Below are 24,788 nucleotides of genomic sequence, written 5' to 3' on the forward strand. Positions count from 1 at the left end.
GATGCGCGTTCGACGTCGCACGGGGTGGGCCGGGAAGAGGCGCAGAGATGTCCGGCACTCGCAAATTCATAAGGGGAACAATGCAATGATCGCAAAAGACAGCAGGCGTGGGTTTTCTTTTTCCCGCAGAGGTTTTCTCGGTGCGTTGGTCATAGCGGGCGGGCTGCCGGTCGGCATTGCCCGGGCCGCCGCTGGCGCGAAGCCCGTGCGGTTCGGGCTGTCTTCGTTTCCGCCCAACCTGCATCCGTTCGAGTATACCGGAACTGCATCGCTCACCGTCAAGCTGATGCTGTATCGCGGGCTGCTGTCCTATGCTCCGGATGGCACGTTGCGCCCTGAACTGGCGCAAGAGTGGCGCCAGGTCGACCCCGTCACCTACGAATTCGTTTTGCGCGAGAACGCCCGTTTCCACGATGGAACGCCGGTACTCGCCGAAGACGTGAAATATTCCTTCGAGCTGATCGCGGACGAGAAGTCCACCGCGCATCTGCGCAAGGATTTCCAGATCGTGAAAACGTTCGAGGTCTTCGGCGAGCGTTCGTTGCGCATCGTGTTGAAGCAGCCCAGCGTCACCTTCCCGCAGGTGCTGGCGGCGGGGTACGCGGTTGTCGTGTCGCGCCGGTCGGCCGCGCCGAACTTCATCGGCGCCGGCCCGTTCACCCTCGACAATGTCGAGCGCGGCTCTTCCGTCACCGTGAAGGCGTTTCCGGAGTTCTTCCGCGCCGGCGTGCCCGGGCCTTCCGCGATCCACTTCATTGCCATGCCCGACGAGAGCCTGCGTATCGCCGCTCTCGAGTCGGGTGACGTCGACATCATCGAATACGTGTCGACACAGTATTTCGACCGGCTGAAGAACGGGGCGGACGTCGGCCTCGAATCCGCGAACGGTCCGTTCATGTATCTCCTGTTCAACGTCCAGGAAGGTCCCTTTACCGATCCTCGCCTGCGCCATGCCGTTGCCTGCGGGATTGACCGGAACGCCGTCAACGCGGCCGCGTTCTCGGGCGTCGGGACGCCGTTCGACCATCTGCCCGTGCCGCCGAGCCCGGCCTATGACGCGGCGCTCGTCAGCGAACGCTTCGGCTATGATCCGGCGCGTGCGAAGGCTCTGCTGGCGGAGGCCGGGGTGGGCGGCGGTCTCGTGATCGAGCTGCTGTCGACGTCGCAGTATGCCCAGCACAACGATACCGCGCTCGTCATCCAGCAGAATCTGGCGGAGATCGGCATCAACGCCAATCTGTCCCTGCCGGACTGGGCGACGCGCGTGAGCCGGGGGAACCGGGGCCAGTATCACCTTGCGGTGCAGGGCACGGCGGGTGCCTTCAACGATCCCGATGCGGTTTCGGCCTATATCGAAGGCGGGCAGGTGCCGTCCTACACGCGGCCTTTCGGCTACAACAACGCACGGGTCAACGAACTGCTCTCCGCCGGCCGTCAGGAGATGGACAACGCGAAGCGGCAGAAGATCTATGCGGAAATCGATGGCCTGATCGTGCAGGACGCGCCGCTGCTCTCGCTTCTGTGGCGCCCGCAGGCATACGGGGTGCGCCGGTCGATCCGGAATTTCGCGCCCTTGCCCGGCTTCCTGTCATTCCAGAGCGCGTTGCGTCTCGAAGACGTCACGAGCGCCTGAGCAAGCGTTGGGAATTGCGCCCGCCCCGCCATGGGCGGGCGACCCGCCGTCAGCCGGAGATCACAATGAACTATGTCGTCCGTCGGGGCGCAACGGCGATCGCAACCCTGTTCGCCGTTGCTTCCTTGATTTTTCTGTTGCTGCATCTCGTGCCCGGCGACCCGGCCGAGATTCTCCTGAGCAGCGGCGGCATCGCGCCTTCGAAGGAGAGCGTGGAGGCTCTGCGCGTCAACCTCGGCCTCGACAAGCCGCTTCTGGAGCAATACATTACCTATCTCGGCAATATCACCACCGGCAATCTCGGCACGTCTTTTCAGGACGGTGCGCCCATCGGCGACGAGATCGTCAAGCGCCTGCCGCGGACGCTCGAACTCATCCTGGCGGCCACCTTCATCTCCGTGCTGGTGGGTATGCCGGCGGGCGTGGCGGCGGCCCTGCGGCGCGGTGGCGTCATCGACGGGCTGTGCTCGTCGCTGGCGAGCTTCGGGCTCTCGGTCCCGGTCTTCGTGACGGGCACGTTGCTGATCCTGCTGTTCTCGCAGATCCTGCGGCTGGTGCCGGCGGGCGGATATGTGGGCTTCGCCGACAATCCGGCGCAGCATATCGTCTACCTGCTGCTGCCGGCCGTCAGCATCGCGGTCGGTCTCATTCCCGTCGTTTTCCGGATGGTACGCACCTCCATTCTCGAATTTCTGGAGAAGGAGTGGGTGCGCACGGCCAGAGCCAAGGGGCTGGACGAGCCGCGCGTGCTGTTGCTGCACGTCGTGCGCAACAGCTTGTCGCCGGTCGTCACGGTTCTGGGCCTGCATATGGGGACGCTGCTGGGCGGCACCGTGCTCGTCGAGTACGTCTTCAACTGGCCTGGCCTCAGCGGCATGCTCGTGCAGGCTGTCGAGCAGCGCGACTATCCGGCCGTGCAGGGTATCGTGCTGGTCATCTGCCTGCTTTTCGTCCTGATCAATCTCGGGGTGGACCTCCTGTACGGCATGCTCGACCCGCGCGTCAGGTACAAGTGAGTTGCGCCAATGTTGAGAAATGTCACACTTGTTTTCGCGATCGGGTTTCTGGCGGCCATGGTCGCTCTCGCGGTTTTCGCGCCGCTGCTGCCGTTGCCGGACCCGGTCAAGATGGATGTCATATCGCGCATGGCGGGACCGAGCTGGGCGCATCCTTTCGGTCAGGACGAATACGGCCGCGATATCTTCAGCCGGATCATCCACGGCGCGCGGGCGTCGTTGGCGGTGTCGCTGACGGCGGCGGCGCTGGCGGGTGCCGCCGGTGTTATCGTCGGTCTCGTGGGCGGCTATTTTCAGGGCTGGATCGAGCTGGCGACCATGCGTCCGCTCGATGTCATCCTTTCCTTTCCGCCCATGCTGCTCGCTCTGCTGGCAGTCGCGCTGCTGGGGCCGGGCGCGTTGACCCTGACGGTCATCCTGTCGATCCTGTTCATTCCGGCCTATGCCCGCGTCACCTACGGCGAAGTGCTGGTCGTGCGCAATCACGAATATGTCGAGGCGGCGCGCGCGCTCGGGCACCGGCCGTTGCGCATCCTGGCGCGGACGATCCTGCCCAATGTCGCCGGGCCGGTGCTCGTCCAGTTCTCGCTGGTCGTCGCCTCCTGCATCGTGCTTGAGTCCGGCCTGAGCTTTCTGGGGCTCGGTGTCGTGCCGCCCACCCCTTCGTGGGGGCTGATGATCCGCGGCGCGAGGGCCTATATGCACCTCGACCCCATGGGCATCGTCTGGCCTTGCATGGCGCTCGTCTTCACCGTGTTTTCGGTGAACCGGCTTTGCGACCATCTGCGCGACGTGTTCGATCCGAAGGCGCGGCGCGTTTCCTTCTCCCCCGCTTCCGCCATCGATGAGGACGACGGCGCACGCGGGCGGGAAGCGGCAGCCGGGTCGGCCACGGACGACATGCTGCTCGATATTCGCAATCTGACGACGGAAATCGCCGTTCCGCGCGGTTCGATCCGTGCCGTCGACGGCGTGAGCCTGAAAGTGCGCAGGGGGGAGGCGGTCGCGCTGGTCGGCGAGTCCGGCTCGGGTAAATCCATGACCGGCCTCGCGATCATGAAGCTCCTGCCGCGACGCATCAGCAGGATCGCGCGCGGTTCGATCGACTACGTCACCGCCGATCGCCAGCGCCACGACCTGGCGACGGTGCCGTTGAACCGGTTCCGCGCCTATCGCGGCAAGGAAATCGGCATGGTGTTTCAGGAGCCGATGGCCTGCCTCAATCCCGTCTACACCATCGGTTATCAGCTTGTGGAAGCGGTCACGGCCCACGCACGCCTTCCGAAACAGGAGACGTGGGCGAGGGCGCTCAAGGCGCTGAAGCAGGTCGGCATTCCGGACCCCGAGCGGCGGCTGCACGAGTATCCGCATCAGCTGTCCGGCGGCATGCGCCAGAGAGTGGCCATCGCCATCGCCTTGTGCGGCAAGCCGAGCCTGTTGATCGCGGATGAGCCGACCACGGCGCTCGACGTCACCGTGCAGGCGCAGATACTCGACCTCCTGGAGCAGATCCGCGAGGCGAGCCGCATCGGCCTCATCTTCATCACCCACAATCTCGGCGTGGTCGCGGAAATCGCGGACCGTGTCGTGGTGATGTACTGTGGACAGGTGGTCGAGGAAGGCACGGCGGAGGAAATTTTCTACACGCCGCGCCATCCCTATACGCGCGGCCTGCTGGCCAGCGTGCCGAAGGTGGAGGACAAGACCGGCGGTAACAAGCGGCTTTCCTCCATTCCGGGCGCCGTGCCGAGCCCGCTGGCGCTGCCGCCGGGGTGCCGGTTCGCACCCCGCTGCGCCCACGCGACAGATCTATGCAATGCCGGTGTTCCTGCGCTGGAGCCTGTTTCGGACAGCCAGGCCGCCAGGTGCGTCCGCTGGAGGGAGTTGGCATGACGACGCCTGTCTTGAAAACGACGCCTGTGTTGGAAGTCGAGAACCTTCAAAAGCTGTACTACTCGTCGGGCGGCCTGTTCTCGGGCAAGCGCAAGCCGGTGAAGGCCGTGGACGGCGTCAGCTTCTCCATTGCCCGGGGAGAGGTCCTCGGCCTGGTCGGAGAATCGGGGTCCGGCAAGAGCACGGTCGGCCGCACCTTGCTGCGTCTGCACGAACCGACCGCCGGAACGATCCGTTTCGACGGCGAGGACATCACCCACGCTTCCGGGCAGCGCATGCGCGATTTGCGGCGGGAGATGCAAATCATCTTCCAGGACCCTTTCAGCAGCCTCAACCCGCGCTCGCGTATCATGGAGATCGTGGGCGAGGCGGTCGATCTGCGGGGAGCGTTGCCAAAGGACGAGCGTGAGGCTTCGGTCATCCGGCTTCTGGAGCAGGTCGGCCTGTCGCGGGATCACCTGCACCGCTTCCCGCATGAGTTCTCCGGCGGCCAGCGCCAGCGTCTGAACATCGCCCGCGCGCTCGCCGTCCGGCCCCGGTTCGTGGTTGCGGACGAGCCCGTCGCCGCTCTCGACGTGTCCATCCAGGCGCAGGTCATGAACCTGCTCGTGGATTTGCAGCGCGACACCGGCATCGCTCTGCTGTTCATCTCCCACGACCTCGGCCTCGTGGAGTTCATTGCCGACAAGGTCATGGTGATGTATCTGGGGCGGATCGTGGAAATGGCCAGCGCGCGCGATCTCTATAGCCGGCCGTTCCACCCCTACACGCGCGCCCTGCTGTCGACCACGCCCTCCGTGGACCCGCGCGAGGCGCGGGCGCGCAAGAGGACGCTGTTGCAGGGCGAGCCGCCGAGCCCCGCCAACCCGCCGAGCGGCTGCACCTTCCGCACCCGCTGCCCTTTCGCGATCGCCGCGTGCGCGGCCGAACGGCCGGCTTATCGGCAGGTCGGGGAAGGGCATTATCACAGCTGCATCCGCGACGATATTTCGGGCGGGGAGCCGCTGCGGGCGGTTGCCTGAGAGGCGGGGTGATCCGGCCCTACGCGGCGCGTTCCGCGTCGGGTCGCACGCCCCATTCCTCCATGACGGCCGTGCGCAGCGTCCGGAGCGGAGCGTCCGGATCGGGACGGGTGACGAAGTACAGCGGCACTTCCCGACGTCCCTTTTCCCAGACGACGATACGATCGTCGCGGGCAATCGCCCGCACGACCTCTTCCCTGAGAATACAGAGGCCGATACCGGAAGCGACCAGATTGACGATGGTCGCCTCCCTGTCGGCCTCGATGATTTTCATCGGCGTCAGGTGATGGCCGGAAAAGAGATCGCGCACGATATGCGGGTATGATCCGTTCTCGGGCGTCCATATCCACGGCATGCGGGCGATGTCGGCCAGATCGGCCCTCCCGATTTCGCCCGCCCAGGCTGCCGGCGCCGCGACCAGATAAGTCAGGCGCGTCAGTTCCGTGGCGTCCACGTCGCCGGGAAGGTTAGGCCCCAGGAAGAAGCCCGCGTCGAGCTGGCCGCTGCGCAGGCCGGCAATCACCCAGCCGGACAACCCCTGCTGCACGTCGATCCGCAGATGGGGATCGCTCGCGTTCAGTCGTGCCAGCGTCTTGCCGATTCTCAAGACTTCCGCGCCGATGATGATGCCGAGCCGGAGATGACGCGGCGGCGCCGTCCGCAACGAGTCCGCGCGATCCAGAAACGCGGCGGCGGCATCGAGCACGGCCTCCGCCTTGTCCAGCAGCCGGGCGCCCGTTTCCGTCAGCGCCACCTTCTTGCCGTCGCGCTGAAACAGCGACACGCCGATCTCTTCCTCAAGGGCCCGAATCTGGCCGCTGATCGCGGGCTGGCTCAGATGCAGCTTCTCCGCCGCGCGGGTGAAGTTGAGCAGGCGGGCGGTGGTAACGAAAGCGCGCAAATGGTTCAGGTTCATCGGCGGGTCGGGACCGGAGCTGCGGAGAGGGCGGGACGGGCCACGACAGGCGTGCGCGGGTCAATAAGATTTCCTGATGGATCGTCATCAGGAATGACCATTGGCGCAATTCCCCTGTCTGGCGCTAGCTTTCGGGTCACATGCAATTCTTCTGGAGATATCCATGTACCGTATTGGTGTCGACGTCGGCGGCACGTTCACCGACTTTACGCTGCTGAACGATATAACGGGCCAGGTTTCTTTCTACAAGGTATCGTCCACGCCCGCGGACCCGTCGCAAGCCATCTGCACCGGCGCGCGCGAGATGCTCGATGTGTTCGGCGTCAAGGCCGAGGAGGTGAGCTTCATCGGGCACGGCACGACCGTGGCGACGAACCTCGTCATCGAGCGTAAGGGAACGAAGACCGCCCTTCTGACGACGAAGGGCTTCCGCGACATCCTCGACATCGGCCGCCAGACCCGCCCCAATCTTTACGACTACCGCGCCGTCAAGCCGCAGATACTGGTGCCGCGCTCCCTGCGTTTCGAAATCGACGAGCGGGTCGCCTTCGACGGTTCCGTGCTGAAGCCGGTCGATGTGGCGCAGGTCGACGGCATTCTGGAGAAGCTGCGCGCCGCCGACGTGCAATCGGTCGCCATCTGCTTCCTGCACTCCTATCGCAATCCCGACCACGAGAACCGTGTGCGCGACCGGCTGCGCGAACTGGCGCCCGATCTCTACATCACCGCCTCGTCAGACCTGCTGCCGGAGTTCCGCGAGTTCGAGCGCCTGTCGACGACGGTGCTTAATGCCTATGCGGGCCCGCGCATGCAGACCTACCTCGACCGCCTGTCGGAAGGCGTGAAGGAGCTGAACGCGCCCGTCGCGCCCTATACCATCCATTCGAACGGCGGGCTGATGTCGATCCCGACCGTGCGCCAGTATCCGGTCCGCACGTGCCTCTCCGGCCCGGCGGCGGGCGTCATCGGCGGCGCCGTGCTGGCGGGCGAGGCCGGTTTCCGCCACGTGATCACCTTCGACGTCGGCGGCACCAGCACGGACGTCTCGCTCATTCTCGACGGCCGCCCGCAGTTTACGTCAAGCCGCACGGTCGCGGACTTTCCGGTCAAGATCCCGATGATCGACATTCACGTCATCGGCGCGGGCGGCGGCAGCATCGCCCGGCGGGATGATGCCTCCGCCCTCAAGGTCGGCCCGTTTTCCGCCGGCGCCGTGCCGGGGCCTGTCGCCTACGGACGCGGCGGCACGGAGCCGACGGTCACGGACGCCAACGTCGTCCTGCACCGCCTCAATCCGGTGACGTTGCTCGGCGGCAAACTGGCCGTGGACGAGCAGGCGGCGATCCGCGTCATCGATGATCAGGTCGCGGGCCCGCTCGGCATCGACAGGGACGAGGCGTCGCTCGGCATCCTGCGCATCGCCAACGCCAACATGGGGCGTGCGATCCGCTCCATTTCCAGCGAGCACGGCCACGATCTGTCCCGGTTCGCGCTGATGGCCTTTGGCGGTGCCGGTCCGCTGCATGCCTGCGAAGTGGCGCAGGAATGCGGAATCCCGACCGTCATCGTGCCGCGCGAGCCCGGCACCATGTGCGCGCGGGGCATCCTGCTCTCCGACATCAGCCTCGATTTCGTGCGCACGCGCGTGGCGGCCGCGACGCCGGAAACGTGGCGATCGGTCATGACGTTTTTCGATGAAATGCGCCGCGAGGGCGAGGAGTGGCTCGACGGCGAGCATGTATCAGCGGAGTTGCGGAGCTTCCAGCAATTGATCGAGGCGCGTTACGAGGGCCAGAACTTCGAGGTGACCGTGCAGGTCGCCCCCGACGAGACGCTGACGCTGGCCGAATTTCTGACCCGCTTCGATGCGGCTCATCGGATCGAATACGGCTACGACATCCCCGGCCGCACGGTCGAGGTCGTCAACTGCCGCACGAAGGCCGTAGGGCTTGTGCCGAAGCCTTACAACGATTTTCAGCCGAAGATCGGGGGAAGCGTGGAGGAGGCGCTCATCGAACACCGCACGACCTACTTCAACGCCGGTCGCGGGCGCGAGAAGACGCCTGTGTACGAACGCGAGAAGCTGCCGGCGGGGGTGCCGATGGCGGGCCCCGCGATCGTCGAGGAAATGAGCTCGACCACGGTCATTCCGCCCGCCACCCGTTTCGAGATCGATCAGGCCGGCAACATCATCATTTCCATCCTGGGAGACGCGCAGTGAACCACCAGACCAATCAGGCGGGCGGGACGCCCCGGATCGCCGATCCCATCGGCATGGAAGTATTCTCCAATCGTCTGCTGACGATCACCGAAGACATGGGCAACACGCTCATCCGTTCATCGTTCTCCACCAACATCAAGGAACGGAAGGACTGCTCGGTCGGCCTTTTCGACAGGCACGGGCGGCTCATCGCGCAGGCATCCCACATCCCCCTGCACCTCGGCTCGCTGCGCGGCAGCGTGCAGGCCGTGCTGGAGCGCTTTCCGGCCGAAACCATCGAGCCGGGCATGGCGTTCATTTCGAACGACCCCTATCTGGCGGGTGGCACCCACATGCCCGACATCGCGCTGGTGACGCCGATGTTTGCCGAAGGCGAACTGCGCTTCTTCACCGCCAACATCGCCCACCATTCGGATGTTGGCGGCAGCGTTCCGGGCTCTATTTCTGCCGCCTCAAGAACCGTTTTCGAGGAAGGCATCCGCATTCCGCCGATCCTCGTGGTGGAAAACGGCCGGATTCGCGAGGATCTGCTGGATTTCATCGCCTCCAACACGCGCGAGCCGGAAGAACGCATCCTCGATCTCAAGGTGCAGATCGCGACGAACGAGCGGGGCAACGCCGCGCTCGATGGCCTGGTGCGGCAGATGGGGCTGGCGCAGGTGGAGCAGGCGATTGAGGACATCCTGAACTACACGGCTTTGCGCATGAAGATGCGCATCGGCGAACTCGGCTCCTCGCGCGGCTCCTTCGTGTGCCACCTCGATGACGATGGCTCGGGCGGCGACCCGGTTCCGGTCGCGGTCTCCGTCTGGGTCGAGAACGGCAATCTCGTGTTCGACTTTTCCGGCACGGGGCCGCAGGCGAAGGGCGCGCTCAATGTCTCCCGCAGCGCGCTCGAAGCATCGGTCTTCTATGCCGCCAAGGCGCTTCTCGATCCGCAGCTGATGCCCAACGAGGGCATGATGGCGGCCGTCGATATCCGCGCGGAAAAGGGCCTCATCATCAACGCGCAGTTTCCCGCAGCCGTCGGCGCGCGCAGCATCACGTGCCAGAAGATCGTCCGCTCGATTTTTGGTGCCTTCCGGGAAATCCTGCCCGAAAGCCGTGCGCTCTCCTCCGGCAACGACGACCTGCCGACCATCGTGTTCTCGGCCAATCACGCGCGCCGGGCGGGTACCTATGTCTATCTGGAAACCATCGGCGGCGGCGGCCCGGCGTCCGCGGAAACGGACGGCATGAACGCGATCCACGTGCATGTCACCAATACATCCAACCTGCCGGTCGAGGCCCTGGAGCACGAATATCCGCTGATGGTCGACGAATACAGCCTGGTCGAGCGCTCGGGCGGCGCCGGCCGGCGCCGCGGCGGCCTCGGCATCACCCGCCAGATCACGGCGCTTCGGGACGGCACCATCTTCTCCGCCCGTTCGGACGGCCACAAATTCCCCGCGACCGGCGTCGCCGGCGGTGGCGACGGCGCGACCGCCCATCTCTATCGCAACTACGGGCTGCCGACGGAACAGGCGCTCGCCTCGAAAGTCACCCATCTCGTGCTCGCGAAAGGGGAGAACATCCGCATCGAGACGCCCGGCGCGGGCGGCTATGGCCTGCCGTCCGAACGGACCGACGCGGAAGTTGAACGCGATATCGCTGACGGCGTCATCGCCGCCGGGGATCTGCCGCTTTACGGCCGGTGAAAATGGCGGCGCGCCGGACATGTCCGCGGGAACGTTCCGGCGCAGCTCCCCACGCCTAGCGGGCGTTCCGATCAGATGTAAGCATCTGATCGATCAGAACTCGCTCAAAATAAGGAAACGAGAATCTGTCCTGTTTCAACATAAACAGGACAGATTCCAGCGGGCGTATTCCATGGAACATATTCGCGGACTGACAGGAGGCGTGAGCGAGATGTCCGACCAGATTGCACCGTCAGGCACATCCTGGTGGCTAGAGGAAGCGATGGCTGCGGAACAGCGGGAGGGCGTGCTCCCTCCGCCGCCGTCCGGCCCGTTGCCGGAAACCGGGGTGGATGTCGCCATCGTCGGCGGTGGCTTCACCGGCCTGTGGACGGCGCTCGCCCTGCGCCAGCGCGCGCCGGAGCTGTCGGTCGCTGTCGTGGAAGCAGGCGTCTGCGGCAGCGGCGCCAGCGGGAAGAACGGCGGCAAGGTGCACGGTTACTGGTCTCAGTTGCCCCATCTTACCGCTACTTTCGGTCCCGACGCCGCCCTCGCCATCGCGCGGGCGGGAACGCAGGCGCAGGATGCGCTCCGCGCCTTCGCCACCGCCGGCACGTATGACGTGTGGTGGCGCGAGGGCGGAAACGTCCGCGTCGCCACGACACCCGAGCAGGAGGCGAAGCTGCGCGGCTATGTCGAGACGGCGCGCCGGCTCGGCGTGCCCGATACGGCGCGGTCATTGAGCGCCGGGGAGGTCGCCGGGCTGTGCGCGTCGCCGGTGTTTCGCAGCGGCGTGCTGTTCGCCGAAGGCGCCACGATCCAGCCCGCCCGGCTGGCGCGCGCCCTGCGGCGCGAGGCCATGGCAGCCGGCATCGCTGTTCATGAGAACACGCCGGTGGTCGGCCTCGATCGTGGAAACCCTTCGCGCCTGCGCACCGCAAGGGGCGATATCGTCGCCCGCAAGGTGGTGCTGGCAACCAACGCTGCCTTGGGGCGGGAGCCGTCGATCTCACCCTTCCTGAGCGTATTTTCGAGCTATGCGGCGATCAGCCGGCCGGCCGCCGGCGCACTGGCGTCGATGGGCTGGAATACGGACGTCAGCTTCGCCGACATGCGGATGTTCGTCCACTACTTCCGCCGTACGCCGGACGGACGCGCACTGATGGGGGCCGGGGCGGGGCCCGTCGCCTACGCCAACCGGTCCGAGGCGGTGGGCATGACCGGATCGGCGGAAGGCGCCGGGCGTGCCATTGCCGGAATGCGTCACCTGCTGCCGGACCTGATGAACGCGGTTCCCGCCGAGCGCGTATGGGGCGGTGCGATCGATGTCGCGTCCGATCGCCTGCCGTTTGTCGGCAGCCTGCCGGGAGGCGACGTCTTTTACGCTTGCGGCTTCTCGGGACACGGCGTCAACCCGACCTTTATCGTCGCGCAATGCCTCGCCGCACTCGTGGCGGGCCAGCACCATCCGTGGCTCGACCTGCCGTTCTATCGGCGGCAGATGCCGCGCCTGCCGCCCGAGCCCCTGCGTTATCTGGGTGCGGCGGCGGTGCGGCGCGCGATCCTCGCCTGCGAGGACGCTGAGGAGAACGGGCGCGCCCCGTCCGCCTTCGCCCGGACGGTCGCCGGTCTTCCGGCGCGGCTCGGGCTGCGGATCGGCGTCAGGTAGCGGCGTCCAGAGCAGTTTGCCTTCGAGTCGATCCGTCGAATCGAATGCAAGTTACGGCAAAATATAGGACTTAGAATCTGTCCTGCTTCCGTCGCAACGTCCAGACCCTATCCATGATCACTAACAGCCTCTAGCGCCGCCGTCAGCGTCTCGACGGCGGAGATGAATTCATGTTCGATGCGGGTCATCTTCGCCATTTCGCGCATGACGATGGAGAAGCCGAACTTGGCCTGGATGTCGATCGGCCGGGCCTCCCCGCCGGCGCGGATATGCTCGCGGGCGGTGAAGGCGTCCACGATGGCAATGCCCAGATCGCGCAGGACGAAGGACGAAACCATCTGCGACAGGTGCACATCGATGCGGGAACGGATATCGAGCCCGTTTTCGCGGACCAGCCGCTCGATGAGTTCGGCGCTGGCCGTTCCCTTCGAGTAGCCGATGAACGGATAGCGCTCTAGATCCTTCAGCGTGACGGCTGGACGGGAGGCCAGCTCGTGATCGTGAGGGAGGATGCACATGTAGGGAACGGCAAGCTGGCGGATGGCGATCAGGCCGGAAATGTCCCGGTAAGGGGACGCGATCCCGATGTTCGCCGCCTGGCTGGAGATCATCCGCAGCGCGCTTATCGTGGTCACCGACATGATGCGGATCGACAGGTCCAGGTGCCTTTCCAGCACGATCCGCATGGCGTCGGCCACAACGGTGGTGGCAAGGGCGGGCATGGAAGCGACGACCAGGCCGACACGCCGGCCATGCGCGATATCTTTCGCCGTTCTCTCCACCTGGTCGAGACTGATGAAGAAGCGGTTCACCTCTTCCAGCAGATCGAAGGCGCCCGGCGTCGGGTTGACGCGGCCGTGGCTGCGCTCGAACAGCGCCATGCCCAGATGCTGCTCCAGATCGCGGATGAGCCTGCTCGCCGCCGGTTGCGAGATGTGCAGCGCGTCCGCCGCCGCCGAAACGGTGCCGTGAGTCATGACCGCACGGAATATCTCAATCTGTCGATGCGTGAACATGCGCCTATAACATTGCCTCATGAAAGCAAGGGTTATTGGTATTTGATTTATAGGTTGCGGTCAACGAACCATTATGCTGGGCACTGGTTGCAGGATCTGGAGCATGACGAACGGACGAACGAGCGATATCGTGGTCATCGGCGGCGGCCTCATCGGTACCGCTGTCGCCTTTGGTTTGCGTGAACGCGGCCTCGATACGGTGCTGCTGGACGAGGGCGACGTGGCATTGCGTGCCGCGAGAGGCAATTTCGGTCTGGTGTGGTTGCAGAGCAAGGGCGCGGGCCTGCGGGAATATACGTCATGGACACGCAAGGCCGTGGACGCATGGCCCGGTTTCGCCTCGAAACTGAGGGATGTTACCGGCATCGACGTCCGATACCGCCGTCCCGGCGGTTATCATCTGTGTCTGTCGGATGCGGAACGCGACAAGCGTGCCGCGATGGTCGCCCGCATCAGGCCGGGCCAGCCCCACGACGCCCGGACGGTGATGCTGGAGCGGGATGAGCTGAAGGCGCGCCTGCCTTTCATCGGCCCCTCCGTGGTCGGCGGCTCGTATAACCCGCTCGACGGGGACTGCAACTCGCTGGCGCTGTTCAGGGCCTTGCACGAAGCCTATTCCGTGCGCAGCGGAGACTACCGGCCGGGCCAGGCCGTCCGCCGCCTGCTCAGAGGGAAGGGCGTCTATGGCGCGGAAACGGCGGAGGGAACCTGGTGGGCGCCGAAGGTCGTCATTGCCGCCGGCCTCGGGTTGGTCGATCTCGGTCGGCAGATCGGCGTGGGGCCGGTGGTGCATCCCCAGCAGGGGCAGATCATCGTCACGGAGCGTGTGAAGCCCTTTCTCGACGTGCCGATATCCCAGATCAGACAGACGCCGGACGGCACGCTGCTCGTCGGCGACAACAGCGGCGGCGAGACCTACGAAACCCCGACCTCGCTCTCCGTCATGCACCATCTCGCGAACCGGGCCGTCAGGATGATCCCCGAACTGTCCGACATCCGGATCGTCCGCTCGTGGGTTGCCCTGCGCGTGCTCAGCAAGGATGGCGCGCCGGTCTATCAGGAAGCGCCGGACTGGCCCGGCGTGTTCTTCTTCACAGCGCACAGCAGCGTGACGCTCGCGCCGATGCATGTAACGGAACTGTCCCGATGGGTGGCGGATGGCGCGATCGACGAGGAGGCACGGGCGTTTTCCACCGCCCGCTTCTCCTGACGATGCGGCCTCCGGACAGGCTATCCGGGCGAACGGCCTTGGAACGGTGGATGGAAAACCGCCACCGTTCTCTCCATTTGCCGCTGCACGATCTTTTCAGAAAGCGGCATGCCCTTACCGGGAGCGCACTCCTGGAATCCGTCCTGTTTACGTTGAAACAGGACGGATTCTAGCGCGCGTTGTCCACGTAGGCGGTGACGACGACTTCGAGCAGGGTATCTTTTCCCAGTTGGGCCACGCCTACCGTGGCGCGTGCGGGAAGATTTTCCGCGCCGAACCATGCGACCCACGCCTCATTCATCTCGTCCTTCAGGCCGAGGTCCGTCACGTAGATCGTCGCCGCCAGCACGCGGCTCCTGTCAGAGCCCGCCTGCGCCAGATAGGTGCCGAGCTTCGCGAGTATCTGTTCTGTCTGGCCCTTCATGCCGAGGCTCTTGTCGTCCGCCACGATGCCGCCGAGAAAGACAAGGCCGCCGTGCTCCACCGCCCGGTGCATGATTGGTGTTGGAATGTATCGCGTCGCCATGATCCATGTTTCCCGTCTGTCTGGAAGAATGAGCGTGAAACGCCCTGCGTGACCGTCCCCGATCCGAGGGTATAAATCAAATAGCCATATCGCATCTATCCATGCACAAATATTATGTATCTATATAATATCCAAGCATAAGATGGCAATGAGAATGCATTTGTATGCATATTTAGCCTTGTGCAACATCAGACAATTGCTGACGCCGCTTGGGCCGAGCCCTGGTGCCGGAGAGGCCGGCCGATCGTTGAGGGTATCATGACGCATACTCCGGTATTCCGCCGGTTGCCCGGTCCTGATCGCGAGAAGGTCGTCTTGACTGTCGACGGCCATCCGATCGAGGCGCTGAAGGGTGACTCCGTCGCCGCCGCTGTCCTTGCGGCGGGAGTTGTCAGCACACGCACCACGCCGGTGAGCGGCAGCGCGAGGGCGCCCTATTGTCTGATGGGTGTGTGTTTCGAATGCCTGATGGATATCGACGGTGAGCCCAACAGCCAGGCCTGCATGACGCTCGTCCGCGACGGCATGGTCGTCAGAAGCCAGGCGGGCGAGCGCCTCCCGGCCGGTCAGCCGCGGGGAGGCGCGTGATGCCGCCCTCTGCCATGCCGGCGATCGCTGCGCCATACGATCTTGCCGTCATCGGCGCGGGGCCGGCCGGGATGGCGGCAACGCTGAGTGCCTGCGAGCTGGGATTGCGCGTTGCCCTGATCGACGAGCAGCATCAGCCGGGAGGGCAGATCTACAGGGCCGCCGGCGCTTCGCCGTTGGCGGACGTCGCGCTTCTGGGACCGGATTATCGGCGCGGCCGCGAGCTGGTCGCCGCGCTTCGCGCCTGCGGAGCCGCCTGCGACTACTATGCGTCCGCGGCCGTATGGCAGGTTACGCCTTCGCTGGAAATCGGATTTTCGGCAGGCGGCCGGTCGCGCCTGCTGCGGGCGTCGGCCATCGTCGCGGCGACCGGCGCGATGGAGCGGCCGATGCCGATCCCCGGCTGGACTCTGCCGGGCGTGATGACGGCGGGCGCGGGGCAGATCGCGATGAAGAGCGCGGGTTTCGTACCCGTTGGGCCAGTCGTGCTGGCGGGCAGCGGCCCGTTGCTGTTTCTGGTAGCCTGGCAATACCTGAACGCCGGCGTCACCTCCATCGCGGTGGTTGAAACGACGCCGGTGGGGAACCACGCGCGCGCGTTGCGCCATCTCCCGCGCGCCCTGCGCGCGGCTTCCTATCTCCGCAAGGGCGTAACGCTCATCGCGGCGTTGGCCAAAGCGGGCGTACCTATCCGGCGCGGCGCGCAGGACCTGCGGGTGCTTCCCGACGAGAGCGGGCGCGTGGGGCGGCTTCAGTACCGCATCGGCTCGCGCCTCCTTACCGATCCCTGCAATCTGCTCTTGCTGCATCAGGGTGTGGTCCCCAACACGCAACTCACGCGATCTCTGGATTGCGCTCACGCATGGGACGAGGGGCAACGCTGCTGGCGCCCCGTCACCGACAAATGGGGAGCGTCGTCCCTCGACGGGCTGTGGGTTGCGGGCGACGGCGCGGGCATCGGCGGTGCGCTGGCGGCGGAGAGCCAGGGCCGGCTCGCGGCGCTGGACGCGGCACGGTCGCTCGGTCGTCTCACGCCCGACCGCAGGGATGAGATGGCCAGCGCACCGAGGCGGCAGCTATCCCGGAATCTGGCGATCAGGCCGTTTCTCGATGCCTTGTATGCGCCTGCCCCGGATTTTTTGGCTCCACCGGATGAAACCGTCGTCTGCCGTTGCGAAGAGGTGACGGCGGGCGATATCCGTCGTTTCGTCGCGGCCGGTTGCACAGGGCCAAACCAGTTGAAGATATTCAGCCGCTGCGGCATGGGCCCTTGTCAGGGGCGCAGCTGCGGCCTGACGGCAGGCGAGATCATCGCCGCCGCAAGAGGCGTCCCGGTGCCGGAGGCCGGCTATTACCGCATCCGCGCGCCCTTGAAGCCGGTGACGCTGGGGCAGCTCTCCGATCTCTCGATGGAAGCTGATTGATGCCACGCTGACATCAGCCCCCGCGACGACGGGATGGCCGAGATCATTCAGCCAGCCCCTCGGGCGCGGTTTTGAGCGGGACGTTAGCCCCCGCCGTTCGTCTGACACCTGTTGACGTGGCGGGCGACGCGATCGAGCAGAACGTCGGTGAGGCGCTTGGCCCCGGTATTTCCATCCATTCGAAGATTGCTGGTGATCAGGGTGGCGCGCTGCTTGACGGCAAGCGGCGAAAATAGTGGTATTTATCCACCGAAAATAGTTGTATTTGTCCATCATTTGTATAACCTTCCATTAGCTGGATGACGATTTCGTCAGGACATAAAAATGGGGAATTGAGTGGCGGATGACGTCCTCTCAAGAGGTGAGGCAGCACCTCCAACGAATGTAGACCATGTCGATATTGATGTTCTTGAGAACACGTTGAGTTTCTATATCCGCGTCATCGACTTGTCTGTTTCAAAAGACCTTGATGACAGGCTGAAAACGCTCGAAGTGGCTAAGGGAAAGGGAAAGATAACCGCCCTTTTGCTTATCGACAGCCATCCGGGCATCCGGCCCTCCGTTATCGCGCAACTGGCGATGAAGGACCGTTCGGCCATGGGTCGCATTCTGGATCATTTCGAGAAGCAGGGCCTGATCGAACGCAGGATGTCGCCTGCGGACAGTCGGGCGCAGGAACTCTACACCACGCCGAAAGGGGCGGCGCTGGCGCGGACCGTCCGCAGCATCGTCACGCGGCAATCGGAGGATTTTTTCAAGATCATCCCCGAGGATGAACAGAAAATCCTGATGGACATTCTGAAGCGCGCCTATGAGCGCCTGCGGGAGAACTGGAGGTGAGCGTGCCAAAGAATGAATCGCGCGTTGCTCTGATATCTGGTGGCGGACGCGGGATCGGCTCGGCGATCGCGCAAAGGCTGGTCTCGGCAGGGTGGAGCGTGTCGCTCGGGATGCGCAATCCCGATCGGCAGGCGTGGATGGCCGGCTCGGAGGATCGCATTCATCTGGCCGCCTATAATGCCCTCGACGCCGACGCAGAGGAGGCGTGGGCCGCCGCCGCGGCGAAGCGTTTCGGGCGCATCGACGCGATCGTCGCCAACGCGGGCGTTGCCAATCCCAAGGACGTCATCGAGGCTTCCGACGAGGAATTGCAGCAACTGCTTGATATCAATGTCAAGGCGCCGCGCCGGCTGGCCAGGGCCGCATGGCCGTGGCTGGCGAGCGCCAGAAACGGGCGCATCATCGTCATGGCGTCGCTGTCGGGCAAGCGTGTGAAAAGCGCGCGCTCCGGGCTTTATTCCATCTCCAAATTCGCGGCTGTGGCGCTGGCCCACGCCCTGCGCCACGCCGGGTTCGATTGCGGCGTGCGCGCGACCGCCGTTTGCCCGGGCTTCGTCGCCTCCGACATGTCAGCGGCCCTGACCGATCTCCCGCAGGACCGGATGACCGATCCCGCGGATATCGCGCGGATCATCGAAATGCTGCTCGATCTTCCGAACGAGGCGAGCGTGGCGGAATTTACGATCAATTGCCAGCTTGAGGAATCGTTCTGAAATGCCGGGACCTTTCGTAGTTCCATTTCACGGCGACGCCGAACTTCCTGCCGAAGTGGATGTGGTCGTCATCGGCGGCGGCATCATCGGTGCGTCTACCGCGCTTGAACTCGCCGAGAGAGGCACGCGGGTCGCCCTTTGCGAAAAGGGCGGTATCGGTCACGAGCAGTCGAGCCGGAACTGGGGCTGGGTGCGCATCTCGCGCCGCGACCCGCGCGAAATTCCGCTCATGGCCGAGGCGCTGCGCATATGGCGAACGATGGACGAGCGTGTGGGACGCGAAACGGGCTATCGCCGTGCCGGGATCATTTTCACCTGCGCGACGGATGAGGAATACGCGCAACACGAGCGCTGGAACGAGAATCTGCGCGGCTATCAGCTCGACTCGCGGATGATCTCGCGCAACGAGTTCGAGGCGATGTTCCCTGGCTCCAACCTGCCGGTCAAGGGCGGGCTTTATACCGCGGCGGACGGGCGCGCGGAGCCGCAAAAGGCTGCGCCCGCCATTGCGGAGGCCGCGCGCGACCGCGGAGCCCATGTCATGACGGAATGCGCCGTTCGCGGGGTCGAAACGGCGGGCGGCAAGATCTGCGGCGTCGTCACCGAACGCGGATATATCAAGTGCCAGGCGGTGGTGCTGGCCGGCGGCGCATGGTCCGGTCTTTTCCTCGGCAACAACGATATCAATCTGCCGCAACTGAAGGTCATGAACTCTGTGCTGCGCACCTCGCCGGCGGAAGGCGGGCCGGAGCAGGCGATCTGGTCGCGCCACTTCGCGATGCGCAAGCGGCTGGACGGCGGCTACACCATCGCTTCGGGCCACGAAAACGTCGTGCCGATCGTGCCGAACTCGTTCCGCTATGCGCTCGATTTCCTGCCTGCGCTGAAGAAGGAATGGCGCTCGCTCAATCTGCGGCTGGGATTTCGCTTTCTGGACGAGGCGCGGCTGCCGAAGCGCTGGGGTCTCGATGAGCCGACCCCGTTTGAGTATAATCGGGTGTTGGATCCGCAGCCCGACAAGCGCCTGTCGGACACGGCGCTTGTCCATGTGAAAAAAGCGTTCCCCGCCTTAGAAAACGTGGAAATCGCGCAGCGCTGGGCCGGCTACATCGACGTCACGCCCGATGCGGTGCCCGTCATTTCGCCGCTAGAGCAGATACCGGGCCTCTTCGTCGCCACGGGTTTTTCCGGCCACGGCTTTGGCATTGGCCCCGCGGCTGGCCGTCTGATGGCCGATCTTGTGCTTGGAAAGACGCCGATCGTCGATCCTGCGGACTTCCGCTTCAGCCGGTTCTCCGACGGGTCCAAGATCAGGCTGATCAGCGGATTCTGATGTTTCACGAGGCGGGCGCGTGTTGCATGCCCGCCGGCCGCGAATGCGGAACAGTAAAAGCATTAAATGCGAACCAAAAACGTTGAAAAAAGGGGAATATGATGACTGACAAGCAAGATGGTTTCCTGCTGAATCGTCGCCAGACTCTGCTGATGCTCGGTGCGACGGGACTGACCACGATCGCCGTGCCCGGCTTCTTCCGTGGCGAGGCTTTGGCGAAAGAGGCCCCCAAGGGGCAGATTATCATCGGCTTCTCGCAGGAGCCGACCGTCTTCAACCCGCACCTGCTGCATGTCGAGTGCGACGAGGGTGTTCATTACGCGGTATTCGATCCTCTCTTCGACGTCGATCCTGAGGGCAATTACTTTCCATTATTGGCTGCCGAGGTTCCTACCGTCGCCAATGGCGGCATTTCCGCCGACGGCCTCAACTGGAAGATCAAGCTGCGCGACGACGTGAAATGGCATGACGGAAAACCTTTCACCGCCGAGGACGTCAAGTTCACGCTCGAACTTCTGACAGATCCTGATTTCAGGAGCTGGCGACGCACCGGGCATGAGTTGGTCCGCGATCTGACCGTCGTGTCACCGACCGAGTTGACGTGGCGCATGGAGAAGCCGTTCGCGCCTTACGCCGCGTTTCTCGCATCGACCTTCATCGTGCCGAAGCACGCATTCGACGGCGTTGTCGACAAGAACAGCGCGCCGTTCAACAACGCGCCGATCGGAACGGGCGCGTTCAAGTGGAAGAAGCGTGTCGCCGGCGACCATATCGAACTGGAGGCCAACCCGGATTATTTCGGCGAGGGTCCGCATATCCAGCAGGTCGTCATCAAATACATTCCCGATCTGACGGTTCTTTACACGCAGTTCAAGACCGGCGACGTGGATCTGGTGGGCGTGCAATGGATCACGGCCGATCATTACGAGGAAGCCAAGAGCCTGCCGGGACGGATCATAGAACTGACCGGCGTCGCGACGATCGAATCGATCAGCCTCAATATGGAACGCCCCTATTTCAAGGATCCGGCGGTGCGCGAGGCGCTCTATCACGCGCTGGACAAGCAGGCGATCATCGACGCCATTTATTATGGCGTGCCGACGCCGACCGAATCCTACATGCCGAAGGAGTCATATTACTACAATCCCGACTTGCCCAAGCATGAGTACAACATCGATAAGGCCAAGGCGATCCTTGATAAGGCCGGCTGGAAACCGGGAGCCGACGGCATTCGTGAAAAAGACGGCGTGCGCCTGTCCTTCAAGAACTCCACGACGGCCGGCAACAATCTGCGCGAGCAGGCCCAGCAATTCGTCCAGCAATCGTTCCGCGACATCGGTGTCGAAATGACCATTTCGAACCTGCCGCCGGCTGTGATGTGGGGCGATTACTGGATGATGTCGCAGTTCGACTCGGTCATGGTTGGCCTTACGCCGCTGATTGGCCCCGATCCTGATCCGTCGGATTTCTTCAAGTCCACGGCTTCCCCGGCCAAGGGCGGGACGGGCCAGAATACCTGGGTCTACGCCAACGCCGAAGTCGATGCGCTGATGGAGCAGGGTGGGGCGCTTTTCGTTCCCGAAGAGCGTCTGCCGATCTACAAAAAGGTGCAGGAGCTTGTCCGCAAGGATCTCCCGATGCTGCCGATGTTCCAGTATATGCAGGTGCGCGGCCGCAAGGCCGATGTCGACGGCTTCAAGGGCAACATCAATAATCGTATTGATACGTGGAACATCCGCGACTGGCGTCGCAAATAAGCTGCCTTCTGGCGCCGTGCCGTGTGCCTGAATGGCGGGGCGGCGTCAAAAGCCGCCCGGGACATTCGTGTCACACTGTCCTGCGCCGGTTTGCTCGCTTTAGGCGGAGATCCCATGCTTGGATATACTTTACGGCGACTGTGGCAGAGCGTTATTCTGCTGCTGATCGTGTCCGTTATCGGCTTTTCGGTTCTCAACCTCGCACCCGGCGGCCCTCTGTCTCAGTACACGCTGACGCCGGGAATGACCAAGGAGGCGCTGGACCGCATCGCCGAGCAGATGGGTCTGAACAGGCCCCTGCCGGTGCAGTATCTCGACTGGCTGTGGCGGCTCGTGCAAGGAGACTGGGGGCATTCCTATCGCGACGGGCGGCCGGTTCTTGAAATCATCGCCGGTCATCTGTGGGCCACCATCCTGCTCATGGGTGGATCGACGCTGCTGTCTATCCTGATCGGCACCTGGCTCGGCGTCCATACCGCCATCCGGCGCGGCTCGGCTTTCGACTATGTGGGGACGATCGTCGCCATGGTCTCCCTGTCGATACCCACGTTCTGGTTCGGCCTGGTGGCGATCTACGTATTCTCGCTAAAACTGCAGTGGCTGCCAGCGGGCAACATGTTCACGGTCGGCGACGGATCGTTCCTGGATTACGTCCGGCATCTCATCCTGCCGAGTGTCGTGCTGGCGTTGGTGAACGTCGCGGTCTGGAGCCGCTACATGCGCAGCGCCACGCTGGAGGTCGTCAATCAGGATTTCATCCGCACGGCCAGGGCCAAGGGCTTGTCGCCGCGCCGTGTGTTGCTGAAGCATGTGCTGGGTAACGCGATGCTGCCGATGATAACGCTGGCCGGCGTACAATTGCCGGCGCTTCTCGGCGGCGCGCTGGTGACCGAAACCGTCTTCACCTGGCCGGGCATGGGGCGCCTGTTCCTCGACAGCCTGGGATACAATGATTATCCGGTCGTCATGGGACTACTGATGTTTTCGGCAATTCTGGTTCTGCTGGGTAACTTCATTGCCGATCTTCTCGTCGCGTTTGTCGATCCGCGCGTTCGTCTGGACTGAGAGGAAATCCCATGAACACGGTCATGCAAACAATCCCGCAGGCCGCGCGTCCGCGCTGGTGGCGAAGCCGTGTCGTCGGGCGCTTCGTCAGGAACCGGCTTGCGCTCGTCGGGTTGGCGATGATCGCTATCCTGACGTTTGCCTGCGTCGCCGGTCCGCATCTTCTGCCGTTCGACGAACTCTACATCGACCTGCGCGCACGTTTTGCGCCGCCGGGAACCGGTGCGCACATTTTCGGCACTGATCCGCTGGGGCGTGACATCGCCGCGCGGCTTTTCCACGCCGGGCGCATCTCGCTGCTGGTCGGGTTTTCCGCCATGCTGCTTTCGACCTGCATCGGATCGGTGGTTGGTGTCGTATCGGGCTATTATGGAGGGCTCGTCGGCACGACGCTGATGCGCATCGTCGATGCCTTCCTGTCGTTTCCGTCCATCTTTCTCCTCCTGACGCTCGCGGCCTTCGTCAAGCCGAGCCCGCTGATGATCACCGTCATCATCGCGGTGACGAGCTGGATGGAGGTGGCCCGGATCGTGGAGGCCGAAACCCGATCGCTGCGCGACCGCGATTTCGTTCTCGCAGCCAGAATGCTCGGCCTGCGCGGACGCTGGATCATGTTCCGCGAAATCCTGCCCAACGTCATGGGGCCGATCGTCGTCGCCGCGACCCTGACCATCGCGCGCGCTATCCTGCTGGAGGCCTATATCAGCTTTCTGGGCTACGGCATTCAGCCGCCGCTGCCGAGCTGGGGCAACATGCTCAATGGCGCGCAGCAGTATCTGACCTCGGCGCCTTGGCTGGCCATCGTTCCGGGCGTCGCGATCACGATCGCGGTTGCCGGTTTCAATTTCATCGGTGACGGCCTGCGCGATGCGCTGGACGCCCGTTCCGATCAGGGGTGAATGCGGTGCAACCGAAGTTTTCTCCTTTCGAAACGTCGCTGTGGTACGCGACCGCCGCGCCCGCGCCCGAAACCGGCCCGTTGTCCGGCGACGAGAAGGCCGACGTCTGCGTCGTCGGCGGTGGATACACCGGCCTCACCACGGCGCTGGAGCTGGCGAAAGCCGGCGTGGAGGTGGTGCTCCTGGAAGGTCGGGAGGTGGGTTATGGCGGATCGGGCCGCAACGCCGGCCATTGCACGCCCACCTTCACGCATTACAGTCTCGACGAATTGCGCAGGATGCTGGGCGAGCCATGGGCCAGCCGCCTGATCGCCCGCCAGACCCGCGCCAACGACAAGGTCTCCGCCTATATCCGCGACTACGTCATCGACTGCGAGTGGGTACAGAACGGCTACGTCATGGGCGCTCTGCATCCCGGCCAACTGGCGGATATCGAGGCGAAGGTGCAGAGCTACAACGCGGTCGGTGCGCGCACCCGCATGCTTGACCGTGACGAAGTCGCCCGTGTCACGGGGTCGCAGCGCTACTACGGCGGCTGGCTGCATGAGGAGGCGGGCCACCTCAATCCGCTTGGCTATGCGCGCGGACTCGCCCGCGCGGCCATGCAGGAGGGCGCGCGCCTCTACACCCGCTGCGAGGCGGCGGGTTGCGAGCCGGCCGGGGGGCGGTGGAAGGTCAGGACTGCCGGCGGCTCGGTCACCGCGGACAAGGTGATTTTCGCTACCGGCGCCTATACGGTCGCCGGCTGGCCGAAGCTGGACGAGAGCTTCAAGATTCAAAAGGTGTTTGTCGCGGCCACACGGCCGCTGTCGCCGGCGGCGCGTTTGTCGGTGCTGCCGCGCAACACAACCATGCATGATGGGCGCGGCGATATCTTCGTCTACAAGTACAACGCCGAGGGGCGGATCGTGGCCTCCATGTTCCCCATGGGCCGGCGCGGCGCGGACATTGAGTTCACCAAACGGGTTCTGAGCGACCGACTGAAATGGCTTCACCCGCAGATCGAGGAGCCGGTCGAGTGGGATTATCTGTGGTTCGGCGAACTCGATATGCAGTACCGCACCGTGCCGCGTCTCTACGATCTCGCACCGGGTGTGGTGGCGCTGACCGGGCTTTCCGGCCGCGGCGTCCCCACCGGCAGCATGCTGGGTGGCGTGCTGAGTGAATGGGCGTTGGGGACGTCGACGAACGACCTGGCCCTGCGGCCGGAGCCTCTGCACCGGGCACCGCTCTACATGAATTACGGCCCGCCGCTCACGCTGCGCTATTACCGCGTGCATGACTGGTTCAGGAGCCGGATGTCGGGAGCGGCGCTTCCGCCGCACGCATGACGACGAGTATCCACCGCGCCGCAAGGCCCGATCACAGGAG

The 24,788-nt window shown here is 64.4% G+C and carries 20 protein-coding genes; 17 read left to right on the plus strand and 3 right to left on the minus strand.

The features are described from left to right. The first annotated feature begins 85 nt into the window (after positions 1-85). From FHS82_RS13090 to FHS82_RS13105, 4 genes are all read left to right on the plus strand, one after another. On the plus strand, positions 86-1,633 hold the full coding sequence (locus tag FHS82_RS13090; protein WP_166953544.1) for an ABC transporter substrate-binding protein: 1,548 nt from the start codon (positions 86-88) through the stop codon (positions 1,631-1,633). A gap of 65 nt (positions 1,634-1,698) precedes the next feature. Continuing rightward, a complete protein-coding gene (locus tag FHS82_RS13095) occupies positions 1,699-2,649 on the plus strand; it encodes an ABC transporter permease (RefSeq protein ID WP_166953546.1) in 951 nt (316 codons plus the stop codon). Positions 2,650-2,658: 9 nt separating this feature from the next. Continuing rightward, the gene (locus FHS82_RS13100; protein ID WP_166953548.1) at positions 2,659-4,542 is read left to right on the plus strand and encodes a dipeptide/oligopeptide/nickel ABC transporter permease/ATP-binding protein; all 1,884 of its coding nucleotides are present in this window, start codon (positions 2,659-2,661) and stop codon (positions 4,540-4,542) included. 11 nt (positions 4,543-4,553) lie between these two features. Further along, entirely contained in the window at positions 4,554-5,564 is a 1,011-nt protein-coding gene (locus FHS82_RS13105) for an ABC transporter ATP-binding protein (protein WP_166953910.1), read from the plus strand. Positions 5,565-5,583: 19 nt separating this feature from the next. Here FHS82_RS13105 and FHS82_RS13110 read toward each other — a convergent pair whose 3' ends face one another. Further along, entirely contained in the window at positions 5,584-6,480 is an 897-nt protein-coding gene (locus FHS82_RS13110) for a LysR family transcriptional regulator (protein ID WP_166953550.1), read from the minus strand. 163 nt (positions 6,481-6,643) lie between these two features. On the opposite strand from FHS82_RS13110, the gene FHS82_RS13115 reads away from it, so the two are divergent. From FHS82_RS13115 to FHS82_RS13125, 3 genes are all read left to right on the plus strand, one after another. Next, a complete protein-coding gene (locus tag FHS82_RS13115) occupies positions 6,644-8,701 on the plus strand; it encodes a hydantoinase/oxoprolinase family protein (RefSeq protein ID WP_166953552.1) in 2,058 nt (685 codons plus the stop codon). Further along, the gene (locus tag FHS82_RS13120; RefSeq protein ID WP_343042572.1) at positions 8,698-10,398 is read left to right on the plus strand and encodes a hydantoinase B/oxoprolinase family protein; all 1,701 of its coding nucleotides are present in this window, start codon (positions 8,698-8,700) and stop codon (positions 10,396-10,398) included. Before FHS82_RS13115 ends, FHS82_RS13120 begins: the two co-directional genes overlap by 4 nt. A gap of 211 nt (positions 10,399-10,609) precedes the next feature. Beyond that, on the plus strand, positions 10,610-12,046 hold the full coding sequence (locus tag FHS82_RS13125) for an NAD(P)/FAD-dependent oxidoreductase (RefSeq protein ID WP_166953554.1): 1,437 nt from the start codon (positions 10,610-10,612) through the stop codon (positions 12,044-12,046). Between the two features lie 107 nt (positions 12,047-12,153). Here FHS82_RS13125 and FHS82_RS13130 read toward each other — a convergent pair whose 3' ends face one another. Beyond that, entirely contained in the window at positions 12,154-13,083 is a 930-nt protein-coding gene (locus FHS82_RS13130) for a LysR substrate-binding domain-containing protein (protein WP_343042574.1), read from the minus strand. A gap of 82 nt (positions 13,084-13,165) precedes the next feature. Here FHS82_RS13130 and FHS82_RS13135 point away from each other — a divergent pair, with 82 nt between their 5' ends. Then, positions 13,166-14,272 carry an NAD(P)/FAD-dependent oxidoreductase gene (locus FHS82_RS13135; protein ID WP_166953558.1) on the plus strand — a complete coding sequence of 369 codons (1,107 nt, stop codon included), beginning with the start codon at positions 13,166-13,168 and terminating at the stop codon, positions 14,270-14,272. 169 nt (positions 14,273-14,441) lie between these two features. On the opposite strand, the gene FHS82_RS13140 is transcribed toward FHS82_RS13135, so the two are convergent. Continuing rightward, positions 14,442-14,798, minus strand: a complete 357-nt coding sequence (locus FHS82_RS13140; protein ID WP_166953560.1) for a RidA family protein — start codon at positions 14,796-14,798, stop codon at positions 14,442-14,444. Between the two features lie 258 nt (positions 14,799-15,056). Here FHS82_RS13140 and FHS82_RS13145 point away from each other — a divergent pair, with 258 nt between their 5' ends. The 9 genes from FHS82_RS13145 to FHS82_RS13185 all read left to right on the plus strand — a co-directional run bounded on the left by FHS82_RS13145 (position 15,057) and on the right by FHS82_RS13185 (position 24,748). Further along, entirely contained in the window at positions 15,057-15,386 is a 330-nt protein-coding gene (locus FHS82_RS13145) for a (2Fe-2S)-binding protein (RefSeq protein ID WP_166953562.1), read from the plus strand. Beyond that, entirely contained in the window at positions 15,386-16,810 is a 1,425-nt protein-coding gene (locus tag FHS82_RS13150) for an FAD/NAD(P)-dependent oxidoreductase (protein ID WP_246225340.1), read from the plus strand. Before FHS82_RS13145 ends, FHS82_RS13150 begins: the two co-directional genes overlap by 1 nt. Positions 16,811-17,146: 336 nt before the next feature. Further along, positions 17,147-17,650, plus strand: coding sequence for a MarR family transcriptional regulator (locus FHS82_RS13155; protein WP_166953564.1), 504 nt, complete (start codon positions 17,147-17,149; stop codon positions 17,648-17,650). Positions 17,651-17,652: 2 nt separating this feature from the next. Further along, a complete protein-coding gene (locus FHS82_RS13160; protein ID WP_166953566.1) occupies positions 17,653-18,363 on the plus strand; it encodes an SDR family NAD(P)-dependent oxidoreductase in 711 nt (236 codons plus the stop codon). A gap of 1 nt (position 18,364) precedes the next feature. Then, positions 18,365-19,696: an NAD(P)/FAD-dependent oxidoreductase gene (locus tag FHS82_RS13165; RefSeq protein WP_166953568.1), complete on the plus strand. Its 1,332-nt coding sequence runs from the start codon at positions 18,365-18,367 to the stop codon at positions 19,694-19,696. 101 nt (positions 19,697-19,797) lie between these two features. Beyond that, positions 19,798-21,453 carry a peptide ABC transporter substrate-binding protein gene (locus FHS82_RS13170; protein WP_166953570.1) on the plus strand — a complete coding sequence of 552 codons (1,656 nt, stop codon included), beginning with the start codon at positions 19,798-19,800 and terminating at the stop codon, positions 21,451-21,453. 114 nt (positions 21,454-21,567) lie between these two features. Then, a complete protein-coding gene (locus FHS82_RS13175) occupies positions 21,568-22,518 on the plus strand; it encodes an ABC transporter permease (protein WP_166953571.1) in 951 nt (316 codons plus the stop codon). Between the two features lie 11 nt (positions 22,519-22,529). After that, entirely contained in the window at positions 22,530-23,417 is an 888-nt protein-coding gene (locus FHS82_RS13180) for an ABC transporter permease (protein WP_166953573.1), read from the plus strand. A gap of 5 nt (positions 23,418-23,422) precedes the next feature. Further along, entirely contained in the window at positions 23,423-24,748 is a 1,326-nt protein-coding gene (locus tag FHS82_RS13185; protein WP_166953575.1) for an FAD-dependent oxidoreductase, read from the plus strand. Positions 24,749-24,788 lie beyond the last annotated feature (40 nt).

The sequence above is a fragment of the Pseudochelatococcus lubricantis genome (assembly GCF_011762225.1).
GTDB lineage: Bacteria > Pseudomonadota > Alphaproteobacteria > Rhizobiales > Beijerinckiaceae > Pseudochelatococcus > Pseudochelatococcus lubricantis.

Coding starts and splice junctions, on each gene's coding strand:
- FHS82_RS13150 (WP_246225340.1), top strand. CDS start 15,386: ATGCCGCCCTCTGCCATGCCGGCGATCGCTGCGCCATACGATCTTGCC.
- FHS82_RS13110 (WP_166953550.1), bottom strand. CDS start 6,480: ATGAACCTGAACCATTTGCGCGCTTTCGTTACCACCGCCCGCCTGCTC.
- FHS82_RS13095 (WP_166953546.1), top strand. CDS start 1,699: ATGAACTATGTCGTCCGTCGGGGCGCAACGGCGATCGCAACCCTGTTC.
- FHS82_RS13170 (WP_166953570.1), top strand. CDS start 19,798: ATGACTGACAAGCAAGATGGTTTCCTGCTGAATCGTCGCCAGACTCTG.
- FHS82_RS13130 (WP_343042574.1), bottom strand. CDS start 13,083: ATGAGGCAATGTTATAGGCGCATGTTCACGCATCGACAGATTGAGATA.
- FHS82_RS13180 (WP_166953573.1), top strand. CDS start 22,530: ATGAACACGGTCATGCAAACAATCCCGCAGGCCGCGCGTCCGCGCTGG.
- FHS82_RS13140 (WP_166953560.1), bottom strand. CDS start 14,798: ATGGCGACGCGATACATTCCAACACCAATCATGCACCGGGCGGTGGAG.
- FHS82_RS13125 (WP_166953554.1), top strand. CDS start 10,610: ATGTCCGACCAGATTGCACCGTCAGGCACATCCTGGTGGCTAGAGGAA.
- FHS82_RS13090 (WP_166953544.1), top strand. CDS start 86: ATGATCGCAAAAGACAGCAGGCGTGGGTTTTCTTTTTCCCGCAGAGGT.
- FHS82_RS13165 (WP_166953568.1), top strand. CDS start 18,365: ATGCCGGGACCTTTCGTAGTTCCATTTCACGGCGACGCCGAACTTCCT.
- FHS82_RS13145 (WP_166953562.1), top strand. CDS start 15,057: ATGACGCATACTCCGGTATTCCGCCGGTTGCCCGGTCCTGATCGCGAG.
- FHS82_RS13100 (WP_166953548.1), top strand. CDS start 2,659: ATGTTGAGAAATGTCACACTTGTTTTCGCGATCGGGTTTCTGGCGGCC.
- FHS82_RS13175 (WP_166953571.1), top strand. CDS start 21,568: ATGCTTGGATATACTTTACGGCGACTGTGGCAGAGCGTTATTCTGCTG.
- FHS82_RS13135 (WP_166953558.1), top strand. CDS start 13,166: ATGACGAACGGACGAACGAGCGATATCGTGGTCATCGGCGGCGGCCTC.
- FHS82_RS13115 (WP_166953552.1), top strand. CDS start 6,644: ATGTACCGTATTGGTGTCGACGTCGGCGGCACGTTCACCGACTTTACG.